We start from the raw sequence: 15,269 nt of genomic DNA on the forward strand, positions 1-15,269 counted from the left end.
GGTCGGCGCCGCCCGACAGCCCGCCGGGCCCGGCCCACCGGCACGCGACGAAAGCGCCAAGCCGAAAGCGCCAGGCCGCGCTCTGCCAGCGACCGGACCCCGCGACCCTGGCTGACTGTCGCCGCCCCGGCGGAAGGTGTGATCCCCGCACCGCGGTAGCCGGGCCGGTGTCGCCCGGCAGCACGGCCGCCGATCACGGCGGACAATCTCCGGACCGCGCGCCGCGACAAGGCGCAGCGGTCGGTCACGGCGGCCGCCCGCCGGACCGTGGCCCGCCCGCCGCGACCAGGCGGCCAGGCGCAGCGGCTGGTCACCTTCCCAGCCTCGTGCTCTCCGGCGGTCCGAGGTAGCTCGGCCGCAGGCCGCCCGTGTCGACCACCAGTTTCTGCACCACCACCGCCGGGTCGATCATCCAGAGCTTCAGCACGTGCGGGCCCGGTGCGGCGACCACGTGCCGCGTCGAGGTCAGGTTGACGTTGTCCGATGTCGTCCGTTCCCACTGGCGGTTCATGGTCGTGTCGTCCGCGCCGGACGCCTTCGTGATGTTGACGACCTGCGGGGCCGCGTCGTCCAGTGAGACCGCGTAGCGCAGCCCGTCGCCCTGCAGCACGTTGTTGCGCGGCGAAAGGTACGCCCAGACCGTCACCGGGCCGGTCGTGAACAGCGTCATCCGGTACTCCAGCCGCGGGCCCGCGCCCGCCGCGTGGCTCGGCGCCGTCACCGGGAACGGTGTCATCCCGGCGCCCGTGCGGCCGAGGTCCGGGATCCGCCGCCACGACACGCCCGCCGCGGGCACGGCGTCGCCGTGGTCGGCCTCCATCGAGACGTGTCCACCGGCCTCGACGAACCCGTGCCGCCACGTCACCGGGAGCGAGCGGTTGACGACCATCGCGTCCACGAAGACCGTGCGTCCCGCACCCGACACCGTGATCGGCACCGTCGTCGTGCCCTTCGGCGCGCGGGCCCAGTCGATCCGCACCGTCATCCGCAGCTCCTCGTCCACCCGGCCGCCGCGCGGCTCGACGCGTACCCACGGCGCCCCGGCCGTGACGGTGCAGCGGAACGGTGTCCGCCCCCTGTTGAACACGTCGACGTACTGCGCCGGCGTGCTCTGGAACGGGCTGAACTCCGGCAGCACCGGACGTCCCGGCGCCGCGGGCCACCACTGGTCAGAGCCGTCGACCGCGACCCCCATCTCGGCGGCAGCGGGAACGGAAACCCGTTGTACCGCCGGGAAGATGACGTCCGGCAGCGCGACGTTGTCCTTCTCCGGCTGCTGCCACGGCGCGTTCGGGCCGTAGCGCGCGACGTCGCCGTAGTCGATGTGCGGCTGGGTCTGGAACCCGTTCCACTTCCCGCCCGCGATGCCGGTGTTGTACTTCGCCGCCAGCGCGAGGTCGTCGGCGAACCGGGCCTCGGTCAACGCGGCCAAGCCGTTCGCCGACGCGCGCCCCTGCGCCGCGTACAGCAGGTTCGTGAACTCGGCGCGCCGCAACGCGTACAGGTTCGCCGTCGCCCCGACCTCGTACAGCACCAGCTCGTAGTAGGCGTCCCGGTACACCGCGGGCAGTCGCGAAGAGATCTTCGACGCACGCGCGGCCAGCGCCTGCCACTCGTCGGTGACCGTGTCCAGCTCGCGGTAGTTGACCAGGCTGAACGGCGTCGCCTGGTCGTCGTACACGATCGTGCCGTCGGCCTGCAGCGTGATCTTCCGGTTCAGCAGCTCCGGCTTCCGGCGCGACTGCAGCCGCCCGTAGTCGTGCAGCACCGACGCGATGTCCGACGCCGGCGCGGCCCCGAAGTTCGTCGCCGCGAAGTCCCGCTCCCAGGTGGACAGTCGCGACGCGGGCAGCGCCGAGGGATTCCAGGCGTAGTCGAGGAAGAACTGCAGCGGCAGCTCGTTGCCCTTCAGGTCGCCGACGTTCACGACCCACAGCCGGTCGTTGCCGTAGGAGACGGCCTGGTTCAGCTGCTCCCACGTGTTCGCGATCAGGGCGGTGTCGACCCACTTGTAGTTGCGACCGCCGCCGACGTAGTCGAAGTGGTAGTACAGCCCGTACCCGCCCGGATGCGGCGGCAACGAGAGATCCGGGTGCTTGCGGATGTTGCCCCAGTTGTCGTCGGTGAACACCACGATGACGTCGTCGGCCGGCCGCAGGCCCTGCGCCCAGTAGCGCTGGACCTCCTTGTAGAGCGTCCACACCTGCGGGACGTCAGTGGTCAGCTCCCGCGCGAGGATTTCCCGTTCGGTGGCCAGGATCTCGCGCATCAGCTCGATGCCGTCGCCGTCGGGCAGGCTGACGTCGCCGTTGCCGCGCATGCCGAGCGTGACGACGCCTTCGAAGTCCTCGCGGGCCATCCGGCGGATCCCGTCGGCCCAGTAGGCCTTGATCGCTTCGCCGTTGCGGCGGAAGCTCCACTCCCCTGTGCCGCCGTACGGGTCGTGGCCGGGCGTGACGATGGTGCCGGCCGCGTCGCGGACCGCGGCGACCGCGTGCCGGTTCCACTCCTCGATCCCGCGCATCATCGGCGCCTCGTGCGAGGTGCCCATGACGACGCCGTACTCCTTGGCCGTCGCGTGGTTGAGCGGGTCGTCCTCGGCGAACGCGCGGCCCCACACCGCCGGCCACAGGTAGTTGGCCCGCAGCCGCAGCATGGTCTCGAAGACCTTCGCGAAGAACTCGTGGGTGAAGCCGCCCGGGTAGCCCGGGGCTTTGCCCGGCCCGAAGTACGCCGGTGCCCAGGTGCCGAGCGCCGGGTTCTCGTCGTTGATGAAGAACCCGCGGTACTTGACGCGGGGCGTGCCCAGGCTGAACCGCTCGCCCGGCAGGTGCAGCTCCGCGCTGCGCCGCGGCGGGACGTCGGCCCACCAGTACCACGGCGAGACGCCGATGCGCCGAGAGATCTCGTAGACGCCGTAGATCACGCCGCGCTGGTCGCTGCCGGTGAGCACCAGCGTCCCGTCGACGACCTGGCTCAGCGACGTCTCCCACTTGCCCGCGATCCCGGTGACGTCGAGGCGACCCGCGCGGACCAGGTCGTCGACCAGCGGGCTGTGGCCGAGGGTGCCGATCAGCACCACCGGCCCGTGCGCGGGGACGACGTCGATCGAGACGGCGGGCCGCACGCCCGTGACGCGCTCGACGTCGGCCGCGAGGTCGCCGGCGACCCGGCGCACCCCCGGCCGGTCCCCGGAACCCACCACGATGGTCGCGGCTTTCCCGCGCTCCACCAGCGGGAAGCCCGTGCCTGCTTCGGCGGTTCCCGGCAGCACGGCGGTTCCGGCGCCGGCCACGGCCAGCAGCTGGAGGAAGGCACGGCGGTGTACCTCGGACGTCACGGGAGACCTCCTGAGTCAGCCCTTCACGGATCCGGTGAGCCCGCCGACGATGCGTCGTTCGGCGAGCACGAAGAACGCGAGCGCGGGGATCATCGACAACGCGGTGAACGCGAGCACCCGGGCGGTGTCCTGGGAGTACTGGGACTGGAACGTGGCGACGCCGAGCGGGAGCGTGAAGTGCGCGGAGTCGTTGAACACGAGCAGGGGCAGCAGGTAGGCGTTCCAGCTGGTGACGAAGGCGAGCACGCCGACCGTCGTCAGCGCGGGCGCCGACAGCGGCAGCAGGATCCGCCAGAAGAACCCGAGCCGGCTCGCGCCGTCGAGCACCGCGGCGTCCTCCAGCTCGCCGGGGATGGCGTGCATGAACGGGCGGAGGATCACGATCGTCACGGGCAGCGAGAACGCCGCCTCGGGGATCGCGACGCCCCAGAAGCTCTCCAGCATGCCGAGCTGGCGCAGCCACAGGTACAGCGGCAGCGTCGCCACGGTGAGCGGGAACAGCAGGCCGAGCGTGAACAGCGTGTACAGCGCTTCACGGCCCTTGAAGTGGTACCGAGACAGCGCGAACCCGGCCATCGAGCCCAGGCCGACGGCCACGGCGGTCGCGATCACCGCGATCAGCGCGCTGTTGCCGAGGAACGTCCAGAACGCGCTCGAGCCGAGGACCGAGGCGTAGTTCTCGGTGATCCACGGCCCGGGCAGCCCCGCCGGGTCGGAGTTGATCTGCGCGTTGCTGCGGAACCCGCCGAGCACCACGAACAGCAGCGGCACGAGAGTCACACCGACCACGACGATCGCCGCGAGATACCCCATCGACAGGCCGAACCGGCGCGAGCGCATCAACCCACCATCCTCGTCAGGGCACCCTGGGTGTCCCGGCGCAGTGCGAACCGCTGGTACAGCAGCGCGAACACGAAGCAGATGACGAAGAGGATCACCGCGACGGCGGAGCCGAACCCGAACTCGTAGCGCTTGAAGCCGTGGTCGACCAGGTAGGTCGCCATCGTCGTCGACGCGTTCGCGGGCCCGCCGAGCGTCATGATCCACACGATGTCGAACAGCTGCAGAGAGCCGATCACCGACAGGAAGATCCAGATCCGGATGGTCGGCCCGAGCAGCGGCAGCACGACGTGGCGGGTGGTCTGCCACGCCGACGCGCCGTCGAGCGCGGCGGCCTCGCGCAGCTCGGCCGGCACCCCCTGCAGCCCGGCCAGCAGCAGGATGATGCCGAAGCCGATGAACTTCCAGGTGATCACCGCGAACAGCGTGTAGAGCACGATGCCCGGGTCGGCCAGCCACTGCCGGACCAGGCCGCCGAGCCCGGCGCCTTCGAGCACCTGGTCGGCGAACCCGCTCGGCTGCAGCATGAGCACCCAGATCACCGCGGTGATCGCCTCGGACAGGACGTACGGCGCGAACACCAGGGACCGCAGCACCGCCCGGCCGCGCAGCTTCCGGTTGAGCAGCAGCGCCAGACCGATCGACAGCGGCAGCTGCACCACGATCGACAGCCCGGCGATGATCAGGTTGTGCACGATCGCGCTTTGGAACACGTCGCCGCCGAAGGCGTCGACGTAGTTGTCGAAGCCCACGAAGTCGTCGAGCGCGCCGAACCCGTTCCAGTTGAACAGGCTGTAGAACGCGGCGATCCCGATCGGCACCAGGACGAACCCGGCGAACAGCAGCAGCGCCGGGCCGAGCAGCAGCGCCAGCTCGAGCCGCTTGCGCAGGCTCGACCGCCGCTTCCGGACCGGCACCGCCGGTGCGGGCGGTCGCGCCGCCCGCACCGGGCTGGTGGTCGTGGTCACTTGTTGCCCGCCGCGGCCTGGTTGACGGCCGCCACGATGCCTTCGGGGGTGCCCTGGCCGGCGAACATGTTGGCCACCGCGTCGTTCAGCGCGGCGCCGACCGCCGTCGGGAACGCCCGGTCGAAGTACATCTGCAGGTACGGCGACTTCGTGCCGTAGTCGTAGACGGCCTTCAGGGTGTCGGTCTTCAGCGCCTTGGCGGCGACGGTGTTGACGGGCAAGCCGGCGCCCTGCGCGGCGAGCTGCGTCTGCACCGGCTCGCTGCCCAGGTACTGCAGGAAGTCCGCGCACGCCTTCGACGCGCGGGTGGTGCAGGCGAAACCGTCACCGCCGCCGAGCACGGCCGCGGGGTCGCCCGCGCCGCCGGGCACGGACGGGAACGGGAACCAGCCGACCTTGGAATCCAGCTGCTTGTCCTCGGTCAGCGCCGACATCGTGCCGGGCTCCCAGTCGCCCTGCAGCTCCATCGCCGCCTTGCCGTTGGCGACCAGGCCGGCCGAGCTGCCCGCGCCCTGCTGGGCGGCGGTGCCGGCGAACCCGGTCTGGAACGGCTGCGTGGCCAGGAAGTTCTTCAGGTCCTGCCCCGCCTTCGTCCAGCACGGGTCCTCGAGCTTGATCGCCTTCACCGACTGCTTGAGCACGTCGACCGAGCATTCGCGGACGGCGAAGTAGTTGAAGTAGAAGGCATCCGGCCAGCGGTCCTTGCCACCCACCGAAATCGGCGCGACGCCCTTGGCCTTGAGCTTGGTGACGGCGGTGTTCAGGTCGTCGATGGTCTTCGGCGGCTCGGTGATCCCGGCGTCGGAGAACAGGTCCTTGCGGTACCAGAAGCCGACGAAGTGCTGCTCGAACGGCACGCCGTACTGCTTGCCGTCGACCTGCCAGTTTTCGCCGAACTTGCCGGTGGTCGCGGAGATCCACGACTTCGTGGCGTCGGTGATGTCGGCGACCTTGCCCGAAGTGATCTGCGAAGCCAGGTCGCCGGCGCCCCAGGACTGGTAGACGTCCGGTGGCTCGGCCCCCTGCAGGGCGAGGGGCACCTTGGTGGGGAAGTCCTCGTTCTGCAGCGGCTGGGCCTTGATGGTGACGTCCGGGTGTGCTTGGTGGTAGTCGGTGACCACCTTCTCCCAGATCGACTTGATCGGGTCGGTGGTGCCGTTGTGCCACCAGGTGAGGGTGACCGGGCCGCTCGGCTGCGCGGGCGCGTCACTCCCCCCACCGCTGCACGCCGCGAGGGCGAGCGGTACGACCGCCGCGAGCGCGGCGACTACGGGGATTCGGCGTTTCACAAACATCTTGGGTCCACTCCTGACGACTTCGGCCGAGTTGGACGGGGCGTGACAACGCCCGGGTTGGCGAAGAGTCTGCGCCAGCGAAAAACGGATGTCAATCGTTGTCGATAACGTTTTACATGGCTAGTCTGAGCCGATGCAGCCCAGTTCCAGGGTGACCATCCGTGACGTCGCGGCCCGCGCCGGCGTCTCGGTGGCCACGGTCTCCAAAGTGATCAACGACCGCTACGGCGTCTCCGCCGCGACGCTCGCGAAGGTCCGGGCGGTGATCGAAGAACTCGGCTACGAAGCGAGCCTCGTCGCGCAGAGCCTGCGCAACCACCGGACCAACGTGATCGGCATCCTGGTCGCCGACCTGGAACCGTTCTCGACCGAGCTGCTCAAGGGAGCCGCGGACGCGATCCGCGGCAGTGGCTTCGAGCTCGTCGTCTACTCCGCGGGCGGGCGCACCGGCGACCCGAAGGGCTGGGAGAAGCGCTACCTCTCCCGGCTGAGCGGCACCCTCGTCGACGGCGCCGTGCTGGTCACGCCGGCCGTCTCGCTGGAGGCCGTGCCCGGCACGCCGGTGGTCGCGGTCGACCCGCACACCGGGCCGTCGCACCTGCCCACCATCGACTCGGACAACCTGCGCGGCGCGCAGCTGGCCACCGAGCACCTCCTCGAGCTGGGCCACCGCCGGATCGGCTTCCTCGCCGGCCGGCCCGACCTGCAGTCCGCCGAGCTGCGCAAGACCGGCTACCTGCGCGCCCTGACGGCGGCGGGCGTCGCGGTGGACGAGGCCCTGATCCGGGACGGCGCGTACGACCCGGAGATCTCCGCGGCCTCGGCGCACGAGCTGCTGACCGGGCCCGACCGGCCGACCGCGGTGTTCGCCGCGAACGACATCTCGGCCATCGCGACCGTTGGCGCGGCCCGCGAGCTGGGCCTCTCGGTGCCCGAAGACCTTTCCGTGGTGGGCTTCGACAACGTGCCCGAGTCGGCGCTCTGCAGCCCGCCACTGACCACAGTGGACCAGCCGATCCGCGAGATGGGCCACCGCGCGATCAGCATGCTCATCGCGCTGATCAACGGCGACGCCGTCGAGCGCACCCACCTCACCCTGGACACCGGCCTGGTGGTGCGGCGCTCGACCCGCGCCCTCCCCTGATCTTCTCCCCTACGAAGGGCGGACAGCCTTGACCACGCAGCCCACCGAGGCCCCCAAATCAGCGGAGCCCTGGCGTGACCCCACCGCCGACCCGGCCGAGCGCGTCCGCGCGCTGATGGGGCGGATGACCCCGCGCGAAAAGCTCGGCCAGCTCTACGGCGTCTGGGTCGGCATCGACGCCGGCGGCGAGATGGCCCCGCACCAGCACGAGTTCGTCGACGCCGTGATCGACCTCGACGACCTGGCCCGGCACGGGATCGGCCAGCTGACCCGGGTGTTCGGCACCCGCCCGGTCGACCCGGTGATCGGCGCCCGCAGCCTGGCGCGCACCCAGCGGCAGATCATCACGAGCAGCCGGTTCGGGATTCCCGCCATGGTGCACGAGGAGTGCCTCACCGGGCTCGCCGCGTGGCAGGCCACCATCTTCCCCGCGCCGCTGTCGTGGGGCGCGAGCTTCGACCCGGACCTGGTGCGCCGCATGGCCGAACGGATCGGCCGGACCATGGTGGGCCTCGGCGTGCACCAGGGCCTCGCGCCGGTCCTGGACGTCGCCCGCGACCTGCGCTGGGGCCGCGTCGAAGAGACCATCGGCGAGGACCCGTATCTGGTCGGCACGATCGGCAGCGCCTACGTCGCGGGCCTCGAGGCGGCCGGCGTCGTCGCCACGCTGAAGCACTTCGTCGGGTACTCCGCCTCCCGCGCGGGGCGCAACCTCGCGCCGGTTTCGGTGGGGCCGCGCGAAATCGCGGACGTCCTGCTCCCGCCGTTCGAGCTGGCCCTGCGCGCGGGCGCCCGCTCGGTGATGAACTCCTACACCGACGTCGACGGCGTCCCGGCCGTCGCCGACCAGGCGCTGCTGACCGACCTGCTGCGCGACACCTACGGGTTCACGGGCACGCTCGTCGCCGACTACTTCTCGGTGGCGTTCCTGCACCGGCTGCACGGCGTCGCCGCCGACCGCGGCGACGCCGCCAGCCAGGCCCTGACCGCGGGCGTCGACGTGGAACTGCCCACCATGGACTGCTACGGAGAGCCGCTGCTCGCCGCGGTGGAAGAGGGCTCGGTCGATGCCGCCGTCGTCGACCGGGCCCTCGAACGCGTGCTGCGCCAGAAGTGCGAGCTGGGCCTGCTCGACGCGGACTGGGCCCCGGAGGTGCCGGAGGAGATCGACCTCGACGACGCGGAGTCCCGGGACCTGGCCCGTGAGGTGGCCGAACGCTCGATCGTGCTGCTGAGCAACGACGGCACGCTCCCGCTGGCCCCCGGCCGCCGGGTCGCCGTCGTCGGCCCGCGCGCGGACGCGGCCGGCGCGATGATGGGCTGCTACTCGTTCCCGCTGCACGTCGGCGTCCACCACCCCGACGTCCCGTTCGGCGTCGAGGTGCCCACGGTCGTCGAGGCCCTGCGGGCCGACCACGACGTCACCTACGCGCTGGGCTGCCCGGTGGTCGGCGGGGACGACGACGGGATCGCCGAGGCCGTCTCGGCCGTGGCGGCCGCGGACGTCTGCGTCGCCGTGCTGGGCGACCGGGCCGGGTTGTTCGGCGGCGGAACGTCCGGTGAGGGCTGCGACGCGCCCGACCTGCGGCTGCCCGGCCGGCAGGAGGAACTCCTCGAAGCCCTGCTCGCGACGGGCAAGCCGGTGATCCTCATCCTGCTGTCGGGGCGACCGTACGAGCTGTCGCGGCAGGCGGACCGGCTGGCCGCGATCGTCTGCGGCTTCTACCCCGGCGAAGAGGGCGCGCCCGCGCTCGCGAGTGTCCTCAGTGGACGGATCAACCCCTCGGGCCGGCTGCCGGTCGGCTTCCCGGCGGCCGGCGCGAGCCAGCCGTCGACGTACCTGGCGGCCCCGCTGGGCCGGCGCAGCGAGGTCAGCACGGTCGACCCGACACCGCTGTACCCCTTCGGGCACGGGCTTTCCTACGCGCCGGCGACCTGGCAGGACGTCAGCGCGACGGGGTCGCTGTGGCCGACCGACGGCACCTGCCAGGTCCGGGTGACGCTGCGCAACGACCACGACCGGCCGACGTCCGAAGTCGTCCAGGTGTACCTGCACGACCCGGTCGCCGAGGTGGCCCGCCCGGAGCGTCAGCTCATCGCCGCGCGCCGGGTCGACCTCGAGCCCGGTGAGGCGAAGGTCCTGGACATCGGCCTGCACGCGGACCTGACGTCCTACACCGGCCGCGCGGGTCACCGCCTGGTCGAGCCCGGCGACGTCGAACTGCGCGTCGGCACGTCGAGCGAGCAGATCGTCGCGACGTTGCACTGCACGCTGTCCGGGCCGCGCCGGGAGGTCGGGTTCGATCGCGTGCTGGCGCCGGAGTTCTCGGTGTGAAGCACCCCTTCGACGCTTCGCTGCGCCAGACCGCCCACCTCTCCGCGGGCGGCCCCGGATCTGCCTGCGGCTGAGCACACCCCGGAAGTCCGTGAATGCCACATCGAGGGACATGGTGTCCCTCGATGTGGCATTCACGGACTTCGGCGGGCCCTGACGATTCTCTCGAACGCCTACCACCGCAAGCCGTCGAGGGCGTGAACGACATTGGCACCGCGGCCACCGGACCCGCCGCGCAGACCGCGGACGACCTGATCGACGCCTACGACCAGATCATCACGCGCGGGACATCCGCGTCTACGGCGCGACGCTGACGCCGTTCGGCGGCAACGCCCCCTACGACACCCCCGGGCGCGAAGCGGCTCGGCAGCGGGTCAACACGTGGATCCGCGGCCACTTCGACGCGGTGCTCGACTTCGACCGCGTGGCCCGCGATCCGGCCGCGCCCGGGCAGCTGCGGCCCGCCTACGACGTCGGCGACCACCTGCACCTCAACCCGGCCGGGTACCGGGCGCTCGCGTCGAGTGTCCCTTTTGGACTGTTCGACCACCGCTGACGCTCCCCCGCGGGGGTGAAGACGCGCTTGTGAAGCCGACCACAATCCTCTGTGGAGCGTAGCCGGCTTGATCTTCTCTCCGTCGCCCTGCGAGAGACACCGCCACTCCATCGGGTGGCAGTGTCGCTCGATCTTCATCATTCGTGGTCGTCGTCTGTGACACACCGTCAATTCTCTTGCGAGTAAAGGATTTCCCGGCTGGGCCGAGCGGGAAGATCGCCGCGGCGCACCGCCGGGCCGGGCCGTCCGCCCGCTGCTAGTGTCCCGCCTGCCCTGGTCCGGACCACGCTCGCCGCGGCCGGACAGGTCCCCCGGAACTCCTTGAGAAAAGACGGAACTTGACCGACCTGAACCACCCCGGCCCCCGCGAATCGTGGTCCCCGCAGCCCGGCTCGCCGGACTGGCACGTCACCGCGTTCCTCGGGCCGCAGCCGGGCGCCGGCGACCACACCCTGATCGACGCGGTCCGCGAGCTGCGCGCCCGGATCCTGTTCGACCACGGCCGCCGCCCCGCGTTCCTCCGCTCGGACGGCTCCCACGCCGACGACCAGGACCTCGACTTCGGCGCGTGGCACTTCATCGCCCGCCGCAGTCCCGGCGGTGAGCCGCTGGGCTACATCCGGCTGTCCACACCGGACTCCGGCGAACGCTTCCAGTCCCGGGCCTACCTCGGCGACGCGAGCTACGAGGAACTCCTGGCGGCCGAAGGCATTCCGGTGTCCGAGGTGTTCGAGCACAGCCGGCTCGTCGTCGAGCACCGGGCGCGCAAGCTCGGGCTCGGGCAGTACCTCAACGCGCTGGCGATCGGCGCGGCCCACCACCTGGGCGCGCGGGCGATGATCGGCACGTCCGGCACGAAGGACGGCCAGGACCGGTTCCACGAACGGTTCGGCTTCCGGCCGGTGCCCGGCACCCGCCGCTACGTCCCGCGCTACACCGAGGACGTCGTGATCATGTTCCACCGCGTGCTCGACGGCGCGGGCCGGCAGCACGACCTCGTGACGCGGCTGCGGGACGAGTTCCCGCTCATCGCGGCGAGCGGCCCGTCGCCACTGCTCCCCGCACCGCGGGCGCCCCGCGCGGCGCCGCTCACGCTGACCGAGGCCGCCGCGCCCGACCGCGACGTCTGGCGGCCGGTGCTGTTCACCGCGGCCGACCACGACGCGCTCACCCGGCTGCTGGCCTCCGGCGAGGTCCGCGAAGTCCACGACACCCTCGACGAGCAGCTCACCGAACTGGTCCGCAGCCGCGAACCGGCGTGCCGGGACGACGCCGAGATCGACCGGAAGAAGCGCGAGCAGCTGACCGGCGTCGCGGCGTGGGAGTACGGCACCTGGGTGTGGTACCCGTGGTCGGGGCGGCTGGTGCACGTGCTGCCGCGCGAGGAGTTCCGGCTCGTCCGCACCGACCGCAACCGCGGCCGGATCGAGCGCCCGGAACAGCGTGACCTCTTCGGCAAGCGGATCGGGATCATCGGCCTGTCGGTCGGCAACAGCGCGGCGCTGACGTTCGCGCTGGAGGGCATCGGCGGCGCGTACCGGCTGGCCGACTTCGACGACTTCGGGCTGTCCAACCTGAACCGGCTGCGCGCCGGCGTGCACCACCTCGGCGTCAACAAGGCGGTGCTGTCCGCGCGGCAGATGTTCGAGATCGACCCGTACCTCGACATCGAGATCGAGCGCGACGGGCTGACCGCGGACACGATCGAGGACTTCTTCGCCGGCGGGATCGACCTGCTCGTCGAGGAGTGCGACACGCCGTGGGTGAAGATCGCGGCCCGCGAGTACGCGCGTGACCTCGGCATCCCGGTGGTGATGGACTGCAACGACCGCGGCATGCTCGACGTCGAGCGGTTCGACCGGGAGCCCGACCGGGCGCTGCTGCACGGCTTGCTCGGCGACGTGAAGTCCGTCGATCTGGCGAACCTCGGCTACCAGGAGAAGGTCGACCTCATCCTGGCGATGGTGGACGCCGACCGGATCAGCCCCGAGCTGGCCGCGTCGTTCAACGAGCTCGGGCGCACGCTGAGCAGCTGGCCGCAGCTGGCGTCCGGCGTCGCGCTGGGTGGCGCGCTGTGCGCCGAGGCGGCCCGCCGCATCCTGCTCGGCCGCCCGTGCGAGTCGGGCCGGTTCTACACCGACCTTTCCCAGCAGCTCAGCCCGGCGCGCAGCGTTTTCGCGGGCGGTGCGGTGTGAGCGCGCTGGCCGTCCCGGTCACGATCACCGGCACCGGCGTCCACCTGCCGCCGGACGTCGTCACGAACGCGGAGCTGGCCGCGACGCTCGACACGTCGGACGAGTGGATCATCAGCCGCACGGGCATCCGCGTCCGCCGCCGGCTCGCGCCGGACCGCGCGACGTCGGACATGTGCGTGGCGGCGGCCCACTCCGCGCTGGCCGCGGCGGGCATCACCGCCCGCGACGTCGACGCGATCATCGTCGGGACCTACACCTACGACCAGCCGCTCCCCTCGACGGCGCTGATCGTGAAGGAGCTGCTGGGCGCGGACCGCGCGCTGACGCTGGACATCACGCAGGCGGCGTGCGCGAACGGCGTCCAGGCGTTGTTCCTGGCGGCGCACCTGCTCCAGACGTCGGCGGCGTCGACGGTGCTGGTCATCGCCGCGGACTGCGCGTCCCGCGTCACCGACCCGGCCGACCGCACGACGCGGGTGTTCTTCGGAGACGCGGCGGGCGCGGCGGTCCTGACCCACGCGTCGTCGTCCGGCGGACTGCTGGGCTGGGACTTCGGCACGGAGCTGTCGTACGACGTGGAGATCCCGGCGGGCGGTTCGCGCCTCCCGCCGGCCGCCGCGTCGGCGTCGGACCACTACCTGAAGATGGACGGCCGCGCGGTCTGGAACACCGCGACCCGCTGCCTGCCGGACAGCATCCTGCGTGCGGTCGACGAGGCCGGGCTGTCGGTGGAGGAGATCACGCACTTCTTCCTGCACCAGGCGAACTTGAACATCATCACGGCGGCGCTGGACAAGCTGGGCGTGGCACGCTCGCGGGCGCCGATCACGGTGGACCGCCTGGGCAACACCGGTTCGGCCGGCGTGTTCACGGCGCTGCACGCGGCGTTCGGCCAGGGCGCGGTCCGCCGGGGCGACACGTACGTGGTCTCGTCCATCGGCGCGGGCTTCCAGTGGGGGACGCTGTGCTTCCGCCACGGGTGAGCTGAGCGGACGCGGCCCCGGCTCCCGAGCCGGGGCCGCGTCACCGCCCGACCACCGCGAGTGACGTCGCGCGGATTGTGGACATCTTTGGGACACAAGGGAAAACCCGACGGCGGGGTACGTGATCGGGGTCACGGTCATGCCCTATAGTGGCGCCGTCTTGTTCGTCCCCACCCGAAGTCGTCGCTCCCGAAAAGGGGAACCCATGTCCGACGTCATCAACAGCATCTTCGGCCGCCCCAACTCCGGCACCCCCGCCACCGGCGGGTACCCCCCGGCCGAAAACACTCCCGAAGTCGTTGCCACCGAAGAGATCGAGGCCGACGCGGCCGAGACCACCGAGCCCGCCGAGGACACCGAGAGCGCCGCGACGGACGTCGCGACCGAGGACGCTTCGGTCTCCGCCTCCGAAGACGCCGAGGCCGTCGACACCGAAACCGACGAGGCTTCCAGCGACGTCGAAGACGAGGCGTCCGGCGACGTCGAAGACGAGGCCGTCACCGAGGAGTCCGACGAGGCGGCCGCGGACTCTGTCGTCGAGGTGCCCGAAGAGGAAACCGACCGGGTCGCGACGCCGGTTGAGACCGAGGCTGTGGTGGTCGAACCCGTAGCGGCGGTCGAGGTCGTAGACGAGGCGGAGCGAGTCGTCGCGGCCGCGGCCCGCCCCGCCGCCGGCACCCGCGGCGCCACCACCATCGGCGACGACGTCGTGGTGAAGATCGTGTACCGGGTGGCCCGCAAGGCCGAGGGCGTCCACGAACTCACCAGCGACGACGTCGAGGTGGCGGTAGACGGCGACGTCGCCACGATCACCATCTCCGTGGTGATCGACTTCGGCCACGCCGTCAAGGCCCTGGCCGAGAAGATCCGCACCGACGTGATCGACGCGGTGGAAAAGTTCCTCGGCCTCGACGTCGAGGGCGTCGACGTCCACATCGCCGACATCCACTTCCCCGACGCCGACTGACATCGACCGCGTTCGGTCCCGGGGGCGTGCCCCGGGACCGGGCTAGCGGGACACCCGGTAGCGGAGGTGGGTCACGCCGTTCCCGTCCAGCCGCCGGACGACGTCCAGCTCGACCCGCTCCGACTCCGCGAACAACCGCCGGCCGCCGCCGAGCAGGACCGGAACCAGGTGGATCTCCAGCTCGTCGAGCAAACCCGCGCGCAGCAACGATTGTGCCGCCCCCGCGCCGTGCACCATGACCGGCCGGTCGCCGGCCGCCTGCACCGCTTCGGTCACGCACGCGACGACGTCCGTGTAGAACCGCGCGCTTCCGGGCGGCTCGTCGCTGGGGTCCACGTGGTGCGTCAGGACGTGGATCGGAACGCCGTCATGGTGGTCGCCTTGCCACCGACCGGCCAGCTCGAACGTCCGGCGGCCCGAGATCACCGCGCCGGTGGCCAAAGCCTCGCGGTAGACCTGACCGTTCACCCCCTCCCCCAGCCGGTCGTCCAGCCAGTCGAACAACCGCCCGCCACCACGGCCGAGCTCCTGGCCGGCTCGGTCGTCCGGACCGGCGATGAAGCCGTCGAGGGACATCGACATGTACAAGATCACCTGGGACACGGGAGAACCTCCTTCACCCACGCGTCGAACGAGCGACGCCCGG

The 15,269-nt window shown here is 71.5% G+C and carries 11 protein-coding genes; 6 read left to right on the plus strand and 5 right to left on the minus strand.

Annotated features, from left to right (window positions below; all coding sequences use genetic code 11):
• Positions 1–310 precede the first annotated feature (310 nt).
• From OHS58_RS14445 to OHS58_RS14460, 4 genes are read right to left on the minus strand one after another with little or no spacing between them, the layout of a single operon-like run.
• The gene (locus OHS58_RS14445; RefSeq protein WP_328648566.1) at positions 311–3,340 is read right to left on the minus strand and encodes a glycosyl hydrolase 115 family protein; all 3,030 of its coding nucleotides are present in this window, start codon (positions 3,338–3,340) and stop codon (positions 311–313) included.
• A 15-nt stretch (positions 3,341–3,355) separates the two neighbouring features.
• A complete protein-coding gene (locus OHS58_RS14450) occupies positions 3,356–4,180 on the minus strand; it encodes a carbohydrate ABC transporter permease (RefSeq protein WP_247051542.1) in 825 nt (274 codons plus the stop codon).
• Entirely contained in the window at positions 4,180–5,148 is a 969-nt protein-coding gene (locus tag OHS58_RS14455) for a carbohydrate ABC transporter permease (protein WP_247051541.1), read from the minus strand. Before OHS58_RS14455 ends, OHS58_RS14450 begins: the two co-directional genes overlap by 1 nt.
• Positions 5,145–6,443, minus strand: coding sequence for an extracellular solute-binding protein (locus tag OHS58_RS14460; protein ID WP_326953513.1), 1,299 nt, complete (start codon positions 6,441–6,443; stop codon positions 5,145–5,147). Before OHS58_RS14460 ends, OHS58_RS14455 begins: the two co-directional genes overlap by 4 nt.
• 133 nt (positions 6,444–6,576) lie before the next feature.
• Here OHS58_RS14460 and OHS58_RS14465 point away from each other — a divergent pair, with 133 nt between their 5' ends.
• The 6 genes from OHS58_RS14465 to OHS58_RS14490 all read left to right on the plus strand — a co-directional run bounded on the left by OHS58_RS14465 (position 6,577) and on the right by OHS58_RS14490 (position 14,623).
• Positions 6,577–7,587, plus strand: coding sequence for a LacI family DNA-binding transcriptional regulator (locus OHS58_RS14465; RefSeq protein ID WP_326949361.1), 1,011 nt, complete (start codon positions 6,577–6,579; stop codon positions 7,585–7,587).
• Between the two features lie 28 nt (positions 7,588–7,615).
• On the plus strand, positions 7,616–9,922 hold the full coding sequence (locus OHS58_RS14470; RefSeq protein ID WP_328648567.1) for a beta-glucosidase: 2,307 nt from the start codon (positions 7,616–7,618) through the stop codon (positions 9,920–9,922).
• Between the two features lie 310 nt (positions 9,923–10,232).
• Entirely contained in the window at positions 10,233–10,478 is a 246-nt protein-coding gene (locus OHS58_RS14475; RefSeq protein ID WP_328649809.1) for a hypothetical protein, read from the plus strand.
• 338 nt (positions 10,479–10,816) lie between these two features.
• Entirely contained in the window at positions 10,817–12,673 is a 1,857-nt protein-coding gene (locus OHS58_RS14480) for a ThiF family adenylyltransferase (RefSeq protein WP_328648568.1), read from the plus strand.
• Positions 12,670–13,656 carry a 3-oxoacyl-ACP synthase III family protein gene (locus OHS58_RS14485; protein ID WP_328648569.1) on the plus strand — a complete coding sequence of 329 codons (987 nt, stop codon included), beginning with the start codon at positions 12,670–12,672 and terminating at the stop codon, positions 13,654–13,656. The genes OHS58_RS14480 and OHS58_RS14485 overlap by 4 nt, the downstream gene beginning before the upstream one ends.
• Before the next feature lie 205 nt (positions 13,657–13,861).
• Positions 13,862–14,623, plus strand: a complete 762-nt coding sequence (locus OHS58_RS14490; RefSeq protein WP_328648570.1) for an Asp23/Gls24 family envelope stress response protein — start codon at positions 13,862–13,864, stop codon at positions 14,621–14,623.
• A gap of 42 nt (positions 14,624–14,665) precedes the next feature.
• Here OHS58_RS14490 and OHS58_RS14495 read toward each other — a convergent pair whose 3' ends face one another.
• Complete coding sequence (locus OHS58_RS14495; RefSeq protein ID WP_328648571.1) at positions 14,666–15,226, minus strand: dihydrofolate reductase family protein; 561 nt, start codon at positions 15,224–15,226, stop codon at positions 14,666–14,668.
• Positions 15,227–15,269 lie beyond the last annotated feature (43 nt).

This window comes from Amycolatopsis sp. NBC_00348 (genome assembly GCF_036114655.1).
In the GTDB taxonomy this organism is placed as follows: Bacteria; Actinomycetota; Actinomycetes; order Mycobacteriales; family Pseudonocardiaceae; genus Amycolatopsis.